Genomic DNA, 18,570 nt, shown 5'->3' on the forward strand with positions numbered 1-18,570 from the left:
AAACACGGAGATTTCAGATGTTCGACAGCAAGATCGGAGGCGGCGACGCCCATACCATCCTGGTGCGAGGCCATGACCTGGTGCAGGACCTGTTCCAGCGCGATTTCATCGACGTGCTGGCCCTGGAGCTGCTGGGCGAGTTCCCCACGCCGCAGCTCAAGACCATGCTCAACCTGTTCCTGGTGAGCGCGACCGACCATGGCCTCACGCCCAGCGCCTTGTCGGCGCGGCTGACCCTGCACGGCGCGCCCGAGGCCATGCAGGGCGCCCTGGCGGCGGGATTGCTGGGCGCAGGCAGCCGCTTTCTTGGCGTGATCGAATACGCCGCGCGCTTTCTGCGCGACGCCCTGCCCAAGCAGGATAGCTACACGGACGAGGAACTGCGCCGCTATGCCGAGGAATGCGTCGCGGCCAACAAGGCGGCCAAGCGCAAGATTCCCGGCGTGGGGCATCCCATACACGTGGACGGCGATCCCCGTTGCGAAAAGATGTTCGAGATCGCCAGGGACTGCGGCTATTACGGCAATTACTCGCGCTTTGCCGTCGAGTTGGCCGCGGCGGCCGCCCGCCAGTCGGGCCGCAAGATTCCGCTGAATGCCACCGGGGCCAAGGGCGCCATCGTGCTCGATATGGGCCTGACGCCGGAGTTGGGCAAGGCCTTGACGATGATCGGCCGTTCGGTGGGCCTGATGGCGCACATCATCGAGGAACAGAAGAATCCCATCGCCCAGAAGGTGTGGGACATGGCCGCCGGCAACGAGTGACGCGTCTGCCGGCCCGGGGTCAATCCCGGTCCGGCGTGCCCAGCGGGAACAGCGGCCGGTACGGCCGCGCTTCTTCCACGGCCCGCGCGAACGATGGACGCGCAAGCAGCCGCGCCCGATAAGCGCGCAGTACCGGATACGATTCGGCGATGCGGTGCGTCCAGTCGCCATAGAACAGCGAGGGCGCGGCGGCGCAGTCCGCCAGGGTAAAGTCCTCGCCAGCCGCCCAGGTCTTGCCGGCCAGATGCGTTTCGAGCCATGCATAGGCGACTTCCAGCTTTTCCACCGCCAGGGCCAGGGTTTCCCGCCGCTTGTTCTCGTCGCCCGAGAGCGCGCCACCTACCGCATGCTGCGTCCAGTTCATGACGTGCAGGTCGAAGAACCGATCCAGGAAGCGCACCTGCAGCGCTGTCCTGGGATCGGCGGGCAGCAGGCGCTGCGGCCCGGGATGATCCAGCTGCAGATGCTCGATGATGATGCTGGTCTCGGCGATGTTGCGGCCGCCGTCTTCCAGCAGCGGGAACTTGTGCAGGGGCCAGCGGCGCAGCCATTCGGCCGCGTGCTCTGGCGTGTCGGGGCCGATGCAGCGGAACTCGAATGGAGTGCAGTTTTCGTACAGCGCGATCAGCACCTTCTGCGTGTAGGAGGAGAAGGGATGGCCGTAAAGGGCGAGCGACATGGCGGGGGTCTCCGGGCGGAATCGCGATGAACGACGCCTAGCGTCGCCGAGACGAGAAACAATCGCAACAAATAATTTCAAACCTTTTGTGTCAGCGATCCGAGCGCCCATGCGAGGCGGCGCGGCAGTACGGGGGGCCGCGGCTCCCGCCGTTATTGGCCTGGCGGCTGCGATGCATGGCCGGGCGCTTGCGCGGGTCCGCATGAACGCCGGATCGGAGCCGGCCGGCGTGTGTTTCAGCCGCTATGCAAGGATTGCGATCTGGCCCCGAGCCAGTAGTATGCGCGCTCAACCGACCGATCCCGCTCATACCAAGGACTGATCCATGACCCTGACGCGTCCGCGACTTGCCCTGTCCGCCCTGGCGCTCGCGCTGGCCCTGTCTGGCTGCGCGCCTCATCCGTTCCTGAGCGCCGAAGGCACCAGGAACGATCCGCGCTATGCCCAGCTGCTGGATCTGATCGACGCGGCGCTGAAGGACGATATGGCCGTGGTGCTGGTGGCCGACATCATGCCGCATCGTTCGCTGAGCGACGCGTTGGAAATGACTAAATGGACCTCGCGCGTCATCTGGATGTACGAAAAGGATCCGCGCATAACTTTCAGCCGCGGCTTTCAGACCAACTCGCTACAACGGGACAAGAAGACGACCTATCTGTTCCAGGCCTTCGAGGTGCATATCCTGCCGCCGGGCAAATATCTGCTGACCGGTGGCGACGACTACAAGCTGAATGCCTTGCTTGACCAGGTCGGCGCTGCGAGCGGCAAGGAGGGTTCGGGCCGCGGCGCCAACGGCACCGCCTATCTGTCGCCCGAGCTCTATCGCGAGTTCTACCGGGAAACCAACTGGCGCGACGCTACCTATGGCACCGAGACCAAGACGCGCACGGTCTGCACCGCCGTGCACGCGGCTTCGGGCGCCTGCGTGAGCTGGGGCGAGCAGCAATACAGCGAGACCACGCAGCTCGGTGCGGCCGGCTATCGCGAAGAGACCGATTCCCGCGATATCCCCGCGATCAAGGTGCAGGCCCGCATCCCGCCGCAGCAGGCGCTGGCAAGTTTCACGCTCAAGAGCGGCCAACTGGTGCTGAGCCAGCGCATGCACCTGAAGACGCCGAGCTACAAGTATCGGCAGTCCGCCTGCCGCGCGGTCGATCCGAAGATGATCGAATGCCCGCTCGAAGATCTGACCGTCTACACGCGTCCAGCGCCCATGGAGTTCACGCAGAAGTACATCGAGCGGCTTGAGAACGTAAGCGCGGAACACCGTCAGCTTCTGGCCAAGATGACACCGATGCAGATCACGCCCTTGGGCAAGCAGGGCATGGAAGACCCGATCTGGGGTGTGCCGCTGTCGCTGCGCAAGGGCAAGTAGGCGACGAGCCTCGGGGGGCGCTGGAAGGGCCGCCCGTCATCGTAGAGAACAGGGCGGGCGCTGGCGGATTGACAGGCAAAATCCGCTTCCCGATCCAGAGCGGAACTGGAATTAGCGTTATCCTGCCGCCAGACTAGATCGTCGGCTGCCATGCCTACCGGGATGGCGCCGATGCCGCGACCGGCGAGGACTGCGCACTTGAAGCAAATCCGGCACTACCTGTTTGGCATCATCGTCTCCTTCCTGCTGGCGGGACTGCTGGCGTTCCTGGGCATCGTGTTCGTCTCCAGCCCCAATCTGGGCTGGGGCGCGCAGGCGCTGTTGAGCTATGGCGTGTTGTTCGGCGGGCCTCTGGCCCTGGTGCTGGCGCTGTGCTGGATCATCTACATGGTGCGCGATAAAGGCCAGGTGCCGGGGCGCGTCCACGCGTTGATGTTCCTGCCCACGGTGTTGGCACTTGCCATCGTGCCCGTCAGCGACTCCATCGAGCAGGGCAGGTGGGACCGTTTCCAGGCGTCGCACCCAGCGATCGAGGAAGCGCATGTCAATCTGAGCGGGCGCACGATCTGGACGGACCGGAGCGGCGGGAGCGTGTCGTCGGGCTCGTCGCCGTACCTGGAGCCCGGGTCGGTGGCTCAATACATGTTTTCGCGCTTTCGCCGCTATCCGAACCAGGGGGCCGCGGCCAGCGAGAATTTCCCCTACGACGGCGCGCGCCTGAAGGACGGCGTGGATCGCTACGTGTACTCCAGCCAGGACGGAACGCCAGGCGCGTCCGTGCCGCTGAAACGCCAGCCGTATCCGGATATGGGCAAGCTGCCCTTGGCGTCCGCGCAGGGCGAAGCGGAGCTGGTGGTTTATCACTATTACCACTATGCCGATCACGTCGAGGTGGCGCCGGGCATCGCGCGCTTCGCTGGCACCACCGACGACCGGATGGAGGCGGCCGGGATGCCCGGGGTGGCGATTTTCAGCCTGCAGAACTTGACGCCGCAGAGCATCGCCCGGGTGGAGATCAACGGCCAGGCCTATGACATGGGCTCGCAGGCGGCGCGCAGCGTGCTGCGGCAGCCTTGCGATCCGGTGCGTGGCGGTAGCCCGGTCCTGCTCGATCTGGAGCAGCCCTTGCGGGTGCGTTGGCAGACGCTGGAAGAACCCGGGACCTGGCGCGAGGCGACAGTGAACGTCCCGGCCTTCAGCGCGGCGAGCGGCAAGGACCCAGGCAAGGGCCTGCAGCGCGTGCGGCTGTACTTCCTGCCGGATGAGACGGTGGCTGCCGAACGCTACAGGGAGATCCGCGCGCGCGGCGAACTCTCCGTCCGCGCTACCGGCCTGCCCGCCGCCGCGCAAGCCTATACGGGCTGCGGCGGCGCGTATTCCGGCTACAACCCGCAGACGGTGAAGCTGCTGGGCAACTGAGGCCTGCGCGCGCTACACGTCTTCGATGCGCTGCGAGGGCGCAAGGGGCGTACCGAGGTCCAGCATGGCGTAGATCCGCTGCGTGAAACGCTGCCGCCGCGTGGGCCTGCCCATGCGCCAGCGCGTGTCCAGCCATAGCAGGGGCAGGGCGAAGCCCAGCCACACGATGAAGAAGAGCGCCAGCAGGAAGACGGCCAGTTCGGGAAAGTCCCGGAACGAACCGTCGTCCGGTCCGGCGAAAAACTGCAGGCCGACCACGAACAGCCAGGCCGTCAGCATCAACGCGCCTATCAGCTTGAGCAGGCGCGCGCGCTGGCTCATGCCCACGCGGATAGGCGTGTCCCTGCCTTGCTCGCCGCCGTAGTAGCGGTGGCACATATAGCAGCGGCCATCTTCCAGATTGCGCAGCGCATAGACGGCGCGCCGGCCATCCTGGTGGACGGAGGCCGTGCGCACTGCCAATTCGACGCGGTCGCCCTCGGCCAGGAAGGGCAGCGCGTCGCCGAACGCTTCCTGGGCGATCATCGCGTAGTCCACGCCGTTGACCGTGTAGCGGTAGATGCCATAGTTCGGCCCTTTGTGAACCTGGCGCATCTCATGCGTGAGGCCGGTAAGGCGGCCCCGCACGTACCCGATGGGCGGTTCGCCCTCGTCCTGCGTCGATAGCGGCTCCAGGCGTGGCGGCTCGGGCGGCGGGGCAGGTATGCCGGCAACCGGCTTTTGCTCGGGATCGAAAAGCGCTTCGGTTGCCAGGATCAGCGGGCGGTGGCGGCGGTTGTGCCAGAGGCCGTGCATGGCCGAACCCGCCACCACCAGCGCCACCAGGGCGACGACCAGCGAGAAGACCATCAGGAACACGCGTGTGAGGCTGGCGATGCCGAGCAGCCAAGCCAGCCACACGAACGCCGCGCAGACCGCGCCGCCGATGACGACCTCGCGCCAGCCGCGCCGTTTCAGGGTTTGGTAGTAGCGCGGCGGGATGGGCTCTCCACGCGCCGGAACCGCCCAGGAGAAGACGGCCGGCCCCTCTTCGCCGTCCATCACACCCAGGCGCGCCGGCATGCCCTGCTGATGCAGGCGCTGCAATTGATTGATCTGCGGCGCTTCCAGCCCGGCGGCGATCACGCTTTCTGTTCCTACGCGCAGGAACGCATCGTGCCGCACGAGCGGCACCGCGAGGCGGATCTGGTCGATGGTTCCTTCGAGTATGCGGGCGGAGGGCTGCGCCATGACGGGGTTGGAGGATGAAAACCGTCAAGGATAGCGTAGCCGCCTGCGTGAGCTACCAAGCGTCCGGCAAAGTCCCAGGCCCTTCATGCGTGGGGAAATGCGGCAGCACTTCCTCCGCCAGTTCCTGCAGCACGTCCGCCGCGGGCCGTTGCGAGAACTGGATGCCCAGCGCGGCGTGATTGACGCCGGCCTCCTGCCATTCTTCCAGCAACGCGATCAAGCCTTTCCTGCCCGTGCGCAGCACGAAGCCGTTATGCAAGGGCGTGCGGGGATGGTCGGGGTCTTCGGCCAGGTCCAGCCATTCATTGGTCATGTGCGGCCGGAAGCCGCCGTCGGGAATCTGGGCGCGCCAGGCGCGGATCTTGGCCCTCAGGCGCTTGGGTCCTGTCGACGTATCGGTGGCGTCGGGATAGGTCAGCCAGCCATCGGCGTGTTCGGCGATCCACGGCAGCGACTGCCCCGACGAACCGGTGACGATGAGTGGAATGACGCCCGCGGCGGGCTTGGGCAGGAATTCCGCGTTGCTGAAGCGCCCCAGCGGCGAATCGATCTCCAGGCGTCCTGGGCGCATCAACTGACGGAAGTACGAAACCGCCTCGGCGAAACGCGCAGCGCGTTCGTCGTGATTCAGCCCATAGGCAGGAAACTCGACCGGACGGTCTCCCGACGCAATCCCCAGCACCAGCCGGCCGCCCGACAATTGGTCGATGGTTGTCGCCGCCTTGGCCAGATCGATGGGGGGGCGCAGGGAAAAGATCGCGCTGCCCGTGGCCAGTGCAATCTTCTTCGTTTGCGCCGCCAGAAAGGCCAGGTAGGTGAACGGATCGAAGACCTGGCCGGCATCGCCGAACGAAGGGGAGTACAAGGGTACGTCGCGCACCCAGACGGCGGCAAACTCCTGCCGGTCGATCTGCCGCACAAGTTCGGCCTGCCCCGCAAGGACCGCCATGCTGCCTTCATAGAAGCGCAGCGGCAGGAAGATGCCCAGCGTCAGGCGGTCGGGCGCGAACATCCGCCGATAGCCGGGGTGCGCGGAAAAAGCGAAGTACGACGCTCCCGTCGTGCCATGGAGAGAGAGGGTGGTGTCCATTCCGACTGTCCTTGTTTCCTTCAAGCGCCCGTTGCCGGCGTGGGCAGGGTGATGCCTTTGGCGACCGCGGGCCGCGCTGCCACGCGTTCGTGCCATGCGCTCAGGTGCCGGTGATGGCTGAAATCGAAATCGATGATCCGTGCGATGTGGCTCCAGCCGAAATGCGCGATATCGGCGATGGAGTAGGCGTCGCCGGCAAGGTAGGGCTGATCGGCCAGCCTGCGGTCCAGCACCGCGAGCGCATCCTCGGTCAGGCGCTGGTAGCGTTCGAGCGCGGCGGGGTTGCGCGCCTTGTCGAACACCTCGAAGTTCACGCGTTGCCCGATGATGGGACCGACGCTGCTGGAATGGAATTGCAGCCACTTGATCGCTTCCCAGCGGCCTTGGATGTCCGTGGGCAGCAGCCTCCCGGTCTTTTCCGCGAGATACAGCAGTATGGCCGCCGATTCGAACAGCGCCACGCCGGTTTCATCATCGGTCAGTACCGGAATGCGGCCGTGCGGATTCAGGGCCAGAAAATCCGGCTGGCGGTGCTCGCCCTGCGCGATGCGCACATGGTGCAGGCGGTAGGGCAGTTCCAGTTCTTCCAGCGCGATGGTGGCCTTGTAGCCATTGGGAGAACTATCGGTGTATAGATTCAGCATGGGCTTGCTCATTTAAGATTAGCTAAATATTCAGGATCCGCGGCGGCATTGAAATTTTCTTTGTTGAGCGGGATCCGGTACAGCGATCATTTCTCACTTTTAAATTTAGGAAATCTAAAATGACGGCAACGCTTCCCCTGCAGGCGCTGCGCACTTTTGTCGAGGTAAGCCAGCGCGGCAGCATCACCGCGGCGGCGCAGGCCTTGCATGTCACGCCGGGCGCCGTCAGCCAGCAGATCCGGCTGCTGGAGGACCGGCTCGGCATCGCCCTGCTGGTGCGCGAACGCCACGGCATGCGCATGACGGAGGCGGGCGCCGAGGCGTATCCGATGCTTAGCGCGGCGTTCGCGCAGATCGACAAGGCAGTGGACATGCTGGCCGCGAAGCAGGCGCGGCAAAGCCTGACCGTCAGCACCGTGGCGACGTTCGCGGCGTCTTGGCTGGTTCCACGCCTGGGGCGGTTCAAGGAACGGCATCCGCACATCGAAATCCGGGTAGAGGCGACGCCTGCCCTGGTCGATCTGCGGCGCGACCACGTCGATGTCGCCCTGCGCCACGGGCTGGGCGACTATCCGGGACTGGATGTGGTGCCGCTGATGGCGCCGGTGCTCGTGCCGGTGGCCGCGCCAGGCTTCGCAGCGGCGCTGGCCGAACCGGCGGACTGCCTGGATTACCCGCTGCTGCACGATGCGGACCGCGCCGATTGGCCGCTGTGGCTAAGCGCGCATGGCGTGGCCCAGGATGCCCGGGCGCAGCGCGGCAATGCGTTCGATGACGATTTCCTGCTGATCCGGGCGGCGGAAGCGGGCCAGGGACTTGCGCTGGTGCCCGCCGCGCACGCGCAGGAAGAGATCGCGGCCGGACGCCTGGTCCAGGCGCTGGACAAGCCCTGGCCCGCGAGGTTCGCCTACTACGCCGTCAGCAGGCCCGGCGCGGTCCAGCGTCCGGAAGTCCGCGCCTTCATCGACTGGATCGTCGAGGAGGCCAGGGCGTGACCGCTACGGCTGCTTACGCGGCAAGGAGTTTTCAAGCCTGGAAGCGCCGCGCAGCCTGAAACAGCTGGCGCTCGCTGCCCGCGCGACCCAGCAGTTCCAGGCCGACGGGTATTCCGCTGGGCGTGAAGCCGATGGGCACGCTCAAGGCCGGCAGCCCCGTCACCGCCGCGAGCAGCCCATTGCCGCCGCGCTGGGCCTGGCCCAGCAGTGCCGGCGCGCCACGCACGCTGGGATAGGCCAGCAGGTCCAGCTGGCCTTGGTCCATGGCAGTCAACAATTCGTCGCGCAGCACCTGGGCGCGGGCCAGCACCGCGAGGCGCGCGCTGCCGTCGGGATCGCGCAGCGCATCGCGCTCGCGCAGCAGCGGCGCGACTTCCGGGTGGGGATAGCCGCCGTCCAGGATGTCGGTCAGGCTGCGCACGGGCAGACCCGCATCGCGCAGGCACAGGGCCAGCGCGTCGCGGAATTCATGGCCGGTGACGTTGGCGGCGGTCAGGCGCGCGTCTTCCAGCGCCAGCGCGACTGGCTGGATCTGTGCGCCCTCGGCTTGCCAACCGGCGAGCGCCGCGCGGACGTGGCGCGACACCTCCAGTTCCGCGCCGGCTGGGCCGAAGAATGCTTCCAGCGTGCCGATGCGCCAGGCCCGGTCCGCGCCGCGCGCGTCTTCGCCTTGTCCCGCCATCACCGACCACAGGGCTGAGATATCAGCAAGGCTGCGGGCCATCGGGCCGACCGTGTCGAGCGTCGGCGACAGCGGCACCACGCCGGCGTTGCTGTAGCGTCCGGCCGTGGGCCGCAGGCCCCAGACCTGGTTGAAGGCCGCGGGGATGCGGATCGAGCCGCTGGTGTCGGTGCCTATCGCGGCCGCCGCGAAGCTGGACGCCACCGCGACGGCGCTACCGCCGCTGGATCCGCCGGGAACGCGGGCGGCGTCGTAGGCGTTGCGCGTGCGGCCGGATAGTGAAGAAACGTTGGTGATGCCGCAGGCCAGTTCGTGCATCGTGGTCTTGCCCAGCACCACGGCGCCGGCTTCGCGCAGCCGGCGCACGACGTCGGCGTCGCGCTGCGGGCGGCGGCCGGCCAGCGCGAGCGAGCCAGCGGTGGCGGGCATGCCCACGGTATCGATGTTGTCCTTGAGCAGAAGGGGAATGCCGTGCAGCGGCCCCAGCGCCGCCCCGCGCTGTCTTTCCCTGTCCCGATCGGCGGCCTCGGCCAGCGCCTGGCTGTTCAGCGCGATGACCGCGTTGAGCGCTGGCCCGGCCTGGTCGTGCGCGGCGATGCGCGCCAGGTAGGCGCGCACCAGGTCCATGGCGCTGAGCGCGCCCGCTGCCATGGCCGACCGCAGCTCGGCGATGCCGCGGCCAAAGACCGGGTCGCTGCCCGGCAGAGGACCCGCCAGCAGGCGCGGCGCGCTCATCGGAAGTGGCACGCCACCCAGTGCTGCCCGGCGTCCGAGCCGTCTGGCCGCTGGGTCAGGACCGGCTGCTTCTCCTTGCACACTGGCTGCGCCAGCGGGCAGCGCGTGTGGAAGCGGCAGCCGCTGGGAGGATTCGCCGGGCTGGGCGGATCGCCCTGCAGCAGCTTGCGCTGCGCGGGCTTGTGCGGATCGGGAACCGGGACGGCCGACAGCAGGATTTCCGTGTACGGGTGCAGCGGGCGCGAGAACAGCGTGTCGCGGTCGGCGACCTCGACGATGCGGCCCAGGTACATCACCGCCACGCGATGGCTGATGTGGCGCACCACCGCCAGGTCATGCGCGACGAACAGGTAGGCGATGCCCATCTCTTCCTGCAGGTCCATCAGCAGGTTGATTACCTGCGCCTGCACCGACACGTCCAGCGCGGACACCGGTTCGTCGCACACGATCAGCTTGGGCCGCAGGGCCAGCGCCCGCGCGATGCCCAGGCGCTGCCGCTGGCCGCCGGAGAACTCGTGCGGGAACTTCTTCATCGCCTCCGGACGCAGGCCGACCTTGGAGAACAGCCAGGCGATCTCATCGGCGCGTGACCGGCCGCCCGAGGTCGGGAAGTTCTGCAGCGGTTCGCCGACGATGTCGCCTGCCGTCAGCCGTGGATTCAGCGACGCGTACGGATCCTGGAAGATGATCTGCATGTCGCGCCGGCGACTGCGCATCTGCTCGGCCGACAGCGCCAGGATTTCCTCGCCTTCCAGCCGTACGGATCCCGAGGTCGGCTGGATCAGGCGCAGCACGGACTTGCCGGTGGTGGTCTTGCCGCAGCCGGATTCGCCCACCAGCGCCAGGGTCTCGCCGCGGGCGACAGAGAACGACACGCCGTCCACGGCCTGGATGACCTTGCGGCGCGGCTTGAACCAGCCGCCCGCGCCGGGATAGTGCATCTTCAGGTCGCGCACTTCCAGCAAGGGCGTGGTCGGGGCGGCGGGCTGGTTGCGGGCGCTCATGCTTGGACTCCAGTCAGGGCGGCGCCGGGGGGCGTCGAAGCGGCCGCCTGCGGGGCCGGTTGCGCGGCGACGCGCGCCGCTTCGTGGCAGGCGACCACGTGGTCGCTGCCATGTTCCAGCAATTGCGGCGCTTCGGCCCGGCAGCGGTCGGTGGCGTAGGCGCAGCGCGGCGCGAAGCTGCAGCCTTTGCCCAGCTCGCTGGGCGCGGGCACCATGCCGGGGATCTCGGCCAGGCGTTGCGTCGACGCGTTCATCGACGGCATCGACGCCATCAGCGCCCGCGTGTACGGATGCAGGGGGCGGTCGAACAGTTCGGTGACGGGAGCTTCTTCCACCTTGCGGCCTGCGTACATCACGGCCACGCGGTCGCAGCATTCGGCCACCACGCCCAGGTCGTGGGTGATCAGCACGATGCCCATGCCCAAGCTCTGCTGCAGGCTGCGCAGCAGGTCCACGATCTGCGCCTGGATGGTCACGTCCAGCGCCGTGGTCGGTTCGTCGGCGATCAGCACTTCGGGATTACAGGCCAGGGCCAGCGCAATCATCACGCGCTGCCGCATGCCGCCGGAAAGCTGGTAGGGGTACTCGTGCACGCGCCGTTCGGGTTCCGCGATCTGCACCAGGCGCAGCATTTCCTCGGCGCGGCGGTAGGCCTCGCGGCGGCCGAGCTTTTGATGCAGCATCACCGTTTCCGCGATCTGCCGGCCCACTGTCAGCACGGGGTTCAGCGAGGTCATCGGTTCCTGGAAGATCATCGAGATCCGGTTGCCGCGGATCTGGCGCATCTGCTTTTCGGTCAGGCCCAGCAGGTCGGTGCCGCGGTAGCGGATCTGGCCGCCGGCATAGCGCCCGGGCGGCGTCGGGATCAGCCGCAGGATGGACAGCGCGGTGACGCTCTTGCCGCAGCCGGACTCGCCGACCACGCCCAGCGTGCGGCCTGCCCGCACCTGGTAGGACACGCCGTCCACCGAGCGCACGGTGCCGGACACGGTATCGAAGTAGGTGCGCAGGTTGTCGACTTCGAGCAGCACATCGCCAGGGGCGACGGCGGCGGGAGAGATTGCCATGGCGTGCTCCTAGCGTTGGTTGGTCAGGCGGGGGTCGAGCGCGTCGCGCAGGCCGTCGCCCATCAGGTTGATCGCCAGCACGGTGACGGCCAGCAGGATGCCCGGATACAGGATGGTGTAGAACGCCACCGCCACGTAGTTGCGGGCGTCGGCCATCATGTTGCCCCAGCTGGGCACCTGGGCTGGCACGCCTACGCCCAGGAACGACAGCACCGCTTCGGTCAGCACCGCGGTGGCGGCAATGAACGTGGCCTGCACCACCAGCGGCGTGACCATGTTGGGCAGCACGTGGCGCCGCAGGATCACCGGCAGGCGCGTGCCCACGGCGTGGGCGGCTTCGACGTAAAGCTGTTCGCGCAGCGTCAGCGCCAGCGAACGCACCAGGCGCACCACGCGGGGTACCTGCGGAATGGCGATCGCGATGATCACCGTGGTCAGGCTGGCGCGGATCACCGCCATCAGGGCGATGGCCAGCAGGATGTCGGGAATGGCCATCATGCCGTCCATGATGCGCATGATGATCGCGTCGGCCCAGCGCACGAAGCCCGCCATCAGGCCCAGCACCACGCCGACCGCGGTCGCGATCAGCGCCACCACGATGGCCACCACGAGCGACACGCGGCCGCCCCACACCACGCGGCTGAACACGTCGCGGCCCAGCGCGTCGGTGCCGAAGTAATGTTCGGCCGACGGCGGCTTCATGCGTTGCAGCGGATTGATGCTGATAGGGTTGTGCGTAGCGATCCAGGGCGCGGCGATGGCCAGGCCCGCCACGATCAACAGCAGCGCCAGGCCCAGGATCAGGGTGGGGTGCTTGCGTATCCAGCGCCAGCGGCGGCCGCTGGCGCTGAGCGCCTCGTGCAGCACCACGGGCGGGCTGGTGGAAATCGAGCTTTCTGACATGATTCTTTCCTGCGGCGGCTCAGTAACGGATGCGAGGATCGAACAGCCGGTAGCTGAGGTCGATCAGCAGATTGATCAGCACGTAGGTGCCGGCCGATAGCAGCAGCACGCTCTGGATCACCGGATAGTCATGGTGCTGGACCGCGTCGATGACCAGCCGGCCGATGCCGGGAATGGCGAACACAGTCTCGGTCACGACCACGCCGCCGATCAGCAGCGCGATGCCCACGCCCACCGTGGTGGCAATCGGGATGGCGGCATTGCGCAGCGCGTGCTCCAGCACGGGCAGCACCGCCAGGCCCTTGGCGCGCGCCGTGCGGATGTAGTCCTCGTGCAGCACTTCCACCACGGTTGCGCGGGTCATGCGGGTGATCAGCGCGATGTATACCAGCGCCAGGTTGATACAGGGCAGGGTCAGGTTGCGCAGCCACGGGCCCACGCCCTCGGACAGGCTGACATAGCCCTGCACCGGCAGCCATTGCAGCTTGATGGCGAAGCCGTAGATCAGCAGGTAGCCGACCAGGAACACCGGCACCGAGAACGCCAGCACGGCGAACAGCATCACCAGGCGGTCGATCCAGGTGCCGGCGCGGTAGGCGGCCAGCACGCCCAGCGGCACGGCCACGATGATGGAGACCAGCATCGTGAGCGCGGCAATGGACAACGTGGGTTCCACCCGCTGCGCCAGCAGCTGCGTCACGGGCACGTGGGTGAAGATGGACGTGCCCAGGTCGCCTTGCAGCAGCTTGCCCGCCCACAGCCCGAACTGCCGCCAGAGCGGCTCGTCCAGGCCCAGCGCCACGCGCAGCTTGGCGATGTCGTCGGCGGAGGCGAAATCCCCGGCGATGAGCGCCGCCGGGTCTCCCGGCGACAGGTGGATCAGCAGGAAGACGATCACCGCCACCACTGCCATGACAGGCACGATGGCAAGCACTCGCCGGATGATGTAACCCATGGTTGTCTCGCGTATCGATTAGGCTGGCTGCGGATTACTTGTCCAGCACCCACAGGTTCGGCAGGCTCCAGATCTTTTCCGCATTCTTCAGGCTGTTGTGCGAGGCGAATGCCCGCGAATACTGGCCCACCGAGATTGCGGGGAAAGCTTCATAGGCGCGCTCCTGGAACTGGTCCAGCACGCGCTTGCGCTCGTCCGAGCTGGTGGCCGCGATCCACTGGGCGCGCAGTTCGTCCAGCTTCTTGTCGCAGGGCCAGCCCGGCAGGCTGTTGCCGCACACCGCGCCCAGGTAGGTGTTGCTGATGGGCGAGTCGACGTTGAACTCGGAAGCGGCCGACAGGAAGATGTTCCAGCCGCCCTTGTCGATGGGTTCCTTGCGGGCCCGGCGGGCGGTCAGCGTGGCCCAGTCCATGGACTGGATGTCGAGGTTGACGCCGATGTCCTGCAGCGCCTGGATGGCGACCAGCGTGGCGGAGTTCAGGTAGGCCAGGTCGGTGGGCAGCAGGATCGCGACCTTCTCGCCCTTGTATCCGGCTTCGGCCAGCAACTTCTTGGCCAGCGCGGGATCGGGCTTGGCGTAGGGCGCCGCGCCGGCGGTGGTGTCGTTGGGGCCGCCGCAGATGAAGACCGTGGCGCAGTACTTCATGCGCAGGTCGTCCGGGTAGCCCATGGCGGCGGTGAACTTGTCCTGGTCCACCAGGTGGGCCACGGCCTGGCGCGCCTTCTCGTTGTTGAACGGCGGCATGGACTGGTTCAGGATGATGTAGCCCTGGGCGCGCTCCATCACGCCGATCTTGACGTTCTTGTTGCCGCGCAAGGCGTCGATGTAGTCCGCCGGCGCCTGTTCGATCATGTCGACTTCGCCGTTGGTCAGCGCGGCCGTGGCGCTGTTGGAATCGGGCAGCACGCGCCATTCCACGCGCGGGATGTGCGGGGTCTTGTTGCCGGCCAGGCCGTCGGCCTGGGCCTTGGGGCCGACGTAGTTCGGATTCTGCTCGAACACGATCTTGCTGCCGGGCACCCATTCGGCGCGCTTGAAGAGGTAAGGGCCGGAACCTACGACCTCGGTCAGCGGGCGGTCGGCCGGCTGCGAGGCCAGGCGCTGGGGCAGGATGAACGCGGGATAGCTGGACACCTTCGCCAGGCCTTCGAGCACCAGGTCGAACGGCTGGTCCAGCGTCAGCTTGAAGGTGTTGGCGTCCACGGCTTCCCACTTGCCGCCGGCGCGTGTGATGGCCTGGCCGATGTTGTCGCGCGCGGACCAGCGCTGCAGCGACGCGATCACGTCGGCGGTGGTCAGCGCCTGGCCGTCGCTGAACTTCAGGCCAGGCAGCAGCGTGAAGGTCCAGGTCTTCTTGTCGTCGCTGGCCGAATACTTTTCCACCATCTGCGGCTGCGGCTTGCTGTGCGAGTCCATCGCGAACAGCGTGTCGTACACCATGTAGCCGAAGTTGCGCGTGATGTAGGCGGTGGTGAAGGTCGGATCCAGCACCTTCAGGTCGGCGTGCGGCACGATGCGCAGGGTCTTGGCCTGCTGCGCGTGCGCCGGCGCGGCGCCAAGGGTGAAGGCCAGGCCGAGGGTGGCCGTCGAGAACAGGCAAAGCAGGCGTTTTTTCATCGCGCTAGGCTCCCATCTTGTTGGTGGAGGCGCCGGCGTCCGCGCGCCGGCAGGTTCTTAGAGCGGCCACTTGGGCAGCCGGATATTGCGGTACGTGAGCGTTTTCCAGTCGGGCGTGGCGACGCCCTTGCCGCCGACATAGATGATGTGGCGCGCGACTTTCGAGAACGATGCATGGAAGTGCTGCGCGGACTTGACCACCACGATCTTCCTGGAAGAAAGATCGCAGCCCAGCTGCGTGAACAGGTCCATGTTGATGGCCTGGTTGCGCAGTGAGGTCAGCACGATCTCGATGCCCTGGGTCTCGACCAGCGCGCAGTCCCCCATCGCTGCCGGCGCGCCGGACAGGCCCGTCATGATCATGTCGGCATGGATGGCCTTGACCGTGCAGCGCAGGTCCAGAGGGTCGCCGGACAAGGGACCGACCTTGCCGCCAATGCGCAGGTCCAGCACCGCGCCGGGACCGGCGTCGAACGCAATGCGCGCCGAAACCGGATCCCACATGGGACCCAGCGCCGCGTTCGTCACGCCGCGTTCCAGCATGCGGCTCAGGACAAACGTGGCGTCGCCGGGCGCGCCGCTGCCGGGATTGTCGGGCCGGTCGGCCAGCACCACCGGACCGTCGCCGAAGGCCAGCGCTTCGTCCAGCGCCTGGTCCACGCTGCGGTAGGGCACCATGAGCTGCTCGCGCATGCCGATGAGTTCATCGGCCAGGCGGCGCGCCAGCGCTTGCGCGGCGCTAGCGTCGCCATCGGCGTAGACCAGCACCTTGGTGCCCATTTCCGGCACGTCGCCGGTGGCGAAGCCTTGCGCCGCCGAGATCGACAGGATGCCGTCGCGGCCTTCCAGCGCCTTGATGCGGCTGACGAAGCCCTGCGCCGGTTCGCGGGTGGTGTGCATGGGCACGATCATGTCGCAGTCGACCAACGCCGCGACGGGTCGCGTGCGCCCGGCCTGCGCGTCCAGGCACAAGGCCAGCAGGTCCTCGGCGCGTTCACGGATGTCGGTGTGGGGATATTCCTTGAACAGGACCAGCACCGTGGCCTGTTCCACCATCAACGGACTCAGGTGCGCATGGGGATCCAGTTCGGCGCCCACCACCACATCGGGGCCGACGACCTCGCGCACGTGGCGCAGGATGTCGCCCTCGCAGTCGTCGTAGCCGTCGGCCACCATGGCGCCGTGCAGGCCCAGCAACACCATGTCCACCGGCATCGCCGCGCGCAGGTCGGCCAGGATCTGGTCGCGCAGCGTCTCGTAGGCGGCGCGGGTGGTCGTGCCGCCCGGCTGCGCGGACGTGACCAGGCCTTCGGCCAGCGTCCAGCCGGCCTCGCGGCCGCGCTGCCGTGCCACGTACAGCGGCGCGCCTGCAAAGGTCACCGAGTCCGGATGCGTGCCCGCCGGATAGTAGTCGCGGTCCTGGAAGGAGGCGAGGCTGGTGGCCATGGGCGCGAAGGTGTTGGTTTCCGTGCCCAGGCCGGCGCTGAAGATCTTCATGGCCGGGCCTCCGGACAGGCTGCTGCATGCGCCGCGGCGCGCGCGGCGGTCCAGGTCGACGACATAGTTTTCCCCTTGTATGGATCGGATGTCCGTCATTGCCGCCACATGAGAGAGGCACTGCGTTCCGTATCGCGGATGATCGGCGGCACACCAGCGAGGCACAAATAGCTAACGTGTTCCCATGGATAACCCAAGGTTATGGTGTGCGCTTTTTCGGGGAAAATCGCGGCGAAAAGCGCGCAGATCGGCTGCTTTTAAGGGAAAACGATAGGCCGGCCGAAAGCCTTTCCACGCGCATATGAAAGGTTATGGACAGTTCATGATTTGGAATTTGTGGGCGGGTCTGGCGGCGCTCAGAATCTGGAGCTGTTCCTGGCCGGCGGGCAAGCCGCAAGGCCGTCGCCCTTCAACCGCTAGCGGCGCGCCGCGCCCTGGAGTCGCCCCATGCGCATATTCACCGGCGCCCTCGCCACCGAAACCAATACGTTCTCGCCTTTGCCTACCGGCCTCGCAGCGTTCAAGTCGCGCGAGTATCTTCCCGGCGGCACGCATCCCGACCATATGACGTTCTACGCCGGACCGCTATGGGTTGCGCGCCAAGGCGCAAGCGCAGGAGGCTGGACGCTGGTCGAAGGGCTGGTGGCTTCGGCCCAGCCGGGCGGCACCACCACGCGCGCGGCCTACGAAACCTTGCGAGACGAGTTGCTGGCCGACCTGCGCGCGGCGCTGCCGGTGGACATGGTGTTGCTGGGTCTGCATGGCGCCATGGTGGCCGACGGCTACGACGACTGCGAGGGCGACATCCTGCGCCGCGTGCGCGAGATCGTCGGCCCCGACGTGGTGGTGGGCGCGGAGCTGGATCCGCACGCGCATCTCACGCCGCTGATGGTGGAGCAGGCCACGGTGCTGGTCTTGTTCAAGGAATATCCCCACACCGATGTACTGGAGCGCGCCGAGGACCTGCTGGCCTTGTGCCTGGACGCGCAGGCCGGGCGCACGCGACCCGTCGCGGCGTTGGTCGACTGCGAAATGATCGTGCCCATGCACACCACGCGCGAACCGGCGCAGGGCTTCGTCAGCCGCATCAAGGCGCTGGAAGGCCGCGACGGCATCCTGTCGATCTCGGCGGCGCAGGGCTTCGCCACCGGCGACGTGCCGGAAATGGGCACCAAGGTGCTGGTCTACGCCAATGGCGACGCTAGCGCCGCGCAAGCGCTGGCGCGCCGCCTGGCCGATGAACTCATCGGCATGCGCGAGCAGCTCATGGTGTCCTACCGCAGCGTGGACCAGGCGCTGGATGAAGCGCTGGCCCATGGCGACGGGCCGATCGTATTGGCCGACCGTTCGGACAATCCCGGCAGCGGCGCAGCCGGAGACTCCACTTATCTGTTGGCCAGGATGCGCGAGCGCGGCATACGCAATGCCGCCATCGGTCCCTTGTGGGATCCGGTTGCGGCGCGCATTGCGTTCGACGCCGGCCCCGGCGCGGAGCTGGACCTGCGTATCGGCGGCAAGGTCGGTCCGTTGTCCGGCAGCCCCGTGGACGCGCGCTGCCGGGTCGTGGCGACGCATGCGGACATGTACATGACGGGTAACTCCAACACCCGCATCGCCTTGGGCGACTGCGCGCTGGTCGACGTGGACGGCATCCTGGTCGTCCTGGTCTCGCTGCGTACACAGGCCTATCACACGGACCTCTTTACCCAGCTGGGCTGCGACCTGACGGCGCAGCGCCTGATCGTGGTGAAGTCCGCGCACCACTTCCACGCCAGGTACGCACCCTTGGCCAAGGCGGTGTTGTACGTGGCCGCGCCCGGTTCCGCCAGTCCGGACTGGAGCAGCTTGCCGTACCGCAAGGCCAGGCTGCCGAAGTGGCCGATTGCGTAGCGGGATTGCCATTCCGGCAATGG

Annotated in this window: 16 protein-coding genes; 5 read left to right on the forward strand and 11 right to left on the reverse strand. The window is 67.2% G+C overall.

The genetic code is table 11. The features are described from left to right. Window positions 1–17 precede the first annotated feature (17 nt). Window positions 18–764, forward strand: coding sequence for a citryl-CoA lyase (locus IB257_RS12935; RefSeq protein WP_054451836.1), 747 nt, complete (start codon window positions 18–20; stop codon window positions 762–764). Between the two features lie 19 nt (window positions 765–783). Here the strand turns inward: IB257_RS12935 and IB257_RS12940 are convergent, their stop codons facing one another. Next, window positions 784–1,443 (reverse strand): glutathione S-transferase family protein, encoded by a 660-nt coding sequence (locus tag IB257_RS12940; protein ID WP_192492391.1) that lies wholly within the window; start codon window positions 1,441–1,443, stop codon window positions 784–786. Window positions 1,444–1,768: 325 nt separating this feature from the next. On the opposite strand from IB257_RS12940, the gene IB257_RS12945 reads away from it, so the two are divergent. Further along, a complete protein-coding gene (locus tag IB257_RS12945; RefSeq protein ID WP_175212549.1) occupies window positions 1,769–2,818 on the forward strand; it encodes a hypothetical protein in 1,050 nt (349 codons plus the stop codon). Between the two features lie 198 nt (window positions 2,819–3,016). Continuing rightward, window positions 3,017–4,237, forward strand: a complete 1,221-nt coding sequence (locus IB257_RS12950; protein ID WP_192492392.1) for a hypothetical protein — start codon at window positions 3,017–3,019, stop codon at window positions 4,235–4,237. Between the two features lie 12 nt (window positions 4,238–4,249). On the opposite strand, the gene IB257_RS12955 is transcribed toward IB257_RS12950, so the two are convergent. The 3 genes from IB257_RS12955 to IB257_RS12965 all read right to left on the reverse strand — a co-directional run bounded on the left by IB257_RS12955 (window position 4,250) and on the right by IB257_RS12965 (window position 7,201). Continuing rightward, window positions 4,250–5,467: a hypothetical protein gene (locus tag IB257_RS12955; protein ID WP_192352725.1), complete on the reverse strand. Its 1,218-nt coding sequence runs from the start codon at window positions 5,465–5,467 to the stop codon at window positions 4,250–4,252. Window positions 5,468–5,519: 52 nt separating this feature from the next. Beyond that, window positions 5,520–6,479 (reverse strand): LLM class oxidoreductase, encoded by a 960-nt coding sequence (locus IB257_RS12960; RefSeq protein ID WP_225588960.1) that lies wholly within the window; start codon window positions 6,477–6,479, stop codon window positions 5,520–5,522. Between the two features lie 98 nt (window positions 6,480–6,577). Then, on the reverse strand, window positions 6,578–7,201 hold the full coding sequence (locus tag IB257_RS12965) for a glutathione S-transferase family protein (protein ID WP_192492394.1): 624 nt from the start codon (window positions 7,199–7,201) through the stop codon (window positions 6,578–6,580). A gap of 119 nt (window positions 7,202–7,320) precedes the next feature. On the opposite strand from IB257_RS12965, the gene IB257_RS12970 reads away from it, so the two are divergent. After that, window positions 7,321–8,196 carry a LysR substrate-binding domain-containing protein gene (locus IB257_RS12970; RefSeq protein ID WP_054451830.1) on the forward strand — a complete coding sequence of 292 codons (876 nt, stop codon included), beginning with the start codon at window positions 7,321–7,323 and terminating at the stop codon, window positions 8,194–8,196. 31 nt (window positions 8,197–8,227) lie between these two features. Here the strand turns inward: IB257_RS12970 and IB257_RS12975 are convergent, their stop codons facing one another. The 7 genes from IB257_RS12975 to IB257_RS13005 are packed head-to-tail and all read right to left on the reverse strand — an operon-like array spanning window position 8,228 to window position 16,657. Continuing rightward, the gene (locus tag IB257_RS12975; protein ID WP_175212544.1) at window positions 8,228–9,613 is read right to left on the reverse strand and encodes an amidase; all 1,386 of its coding nucleotides are present in this window, start codon (window positions 9,611–9,613) and stop codon (window positions 8,228–8,230) included. Then, window positions 9,610–10,617, reverse strand: a complete 1,008-nt coding sequence (locus tag IB257_RS12980; RefSeq protein WP_119451898.1) for an ABC transporter ATP-binding protein — start codon at window positions 10,615–10,617, stop codon at window positions 9,610–9,612. The genes IB257_RS12975 and IB257_RS12980 overlap by 4 nt, the downstream gene beginning before the upstream one ends. Beyond that, entirely contained in the window at window positions 10,614–11,684 is a 1,071-nt protein-coding gene (locus IB257_RS12985) for an ABC transporter ATP-binding protein (RefSeq protein ID WP_054451825.1), read from the reverse strand. The genes IB257_RS12980 and IB257_RS12985 overlap by 4 nt, the downstream gene beginning before the upstream one ends. 9 nt (window positions 11,685–11,693) lie before the next feature. Then, window positions 11,694–12,587 (reverse strand): ABC transporter permease, encoded by an 894-nt coding sequence (locus IB257_RS12990; protein WP_054451823.1) that lies wholly within the window; start codon window positions 12,585–12,587, stop codon window positions 11,694–11,696. 19 nt (window positions 12,588–12,606) lie between these two features. After that, on the reverse strand, window positions 12,607–13,542 hold the full coding sequence (locus tag IB257_RS12995) for an ABC transporter permease (protein ID WP_054451821.1): 936 nt from the start codon (window positions 13,540–13,542) through the stop codon (window positions 12,607–12,609). Between the two features lie 34 nt (window positions 13,543–13,576). After that, window positions 13,577–15,160, reverse strand: a complete 1,584-nt coding sequence (locus IB257_RS13000) for an ABC transporter substrate-binding protein (RefSeq protein WP_175212543.1) — start codon at window positions 15,158–15,160, stop codon at window positions 13,577–13,579. Window positions 15,161–15,217: 57 nt separating this feature from the next. Next, window positions 15,218–16,657 carry a M81 family metallopeptidase gene (locus tag IB257_RS13005; RefSeq protein WP_192492547.1) on the reverse strand — a complete coding sequence of 480 codons (1,440 nt, stop codon included), beginning with the start codon at window positions 16,655–16,657 and terminating at the stop codon, window positions 15,218–15,220. 447 nt (window positions 16,658–17,104) lie between these two features. Here IB257_RS13005 and IB257_RS13010 point away from each other — a divergent pair, with 447 nt between their 5' ends. Beyond that, the gene (locus IB257_RS13010; RefSeq protein ID WP_175160268.1) at window positions 17,105–18,547 is read left to right on the forward strand and encodes a M81 family metallopeptidase; all 1,443 of its coding nucleotides are present in this window, start codon (window positions 17,105–17,107) and stop codon (window positions 18,545–18,547) included. The last annotated feature ends 23 nt before the right edge of the window (window positions 18,548–18,570 follow it).

Origin of the sequence: Achromobacter sp. ACM03 (assembly GCF_014851665.1) — a bacterium.
In the GTDB taxonomy this organism is placed as follows: domain Bacteria; phylum Pseudomonadota; class Gammaproteobacteria; order Burkholderiales; family Burkholderiaceae_B; genus Achromobacter; species Achromobacter aegrifaciens.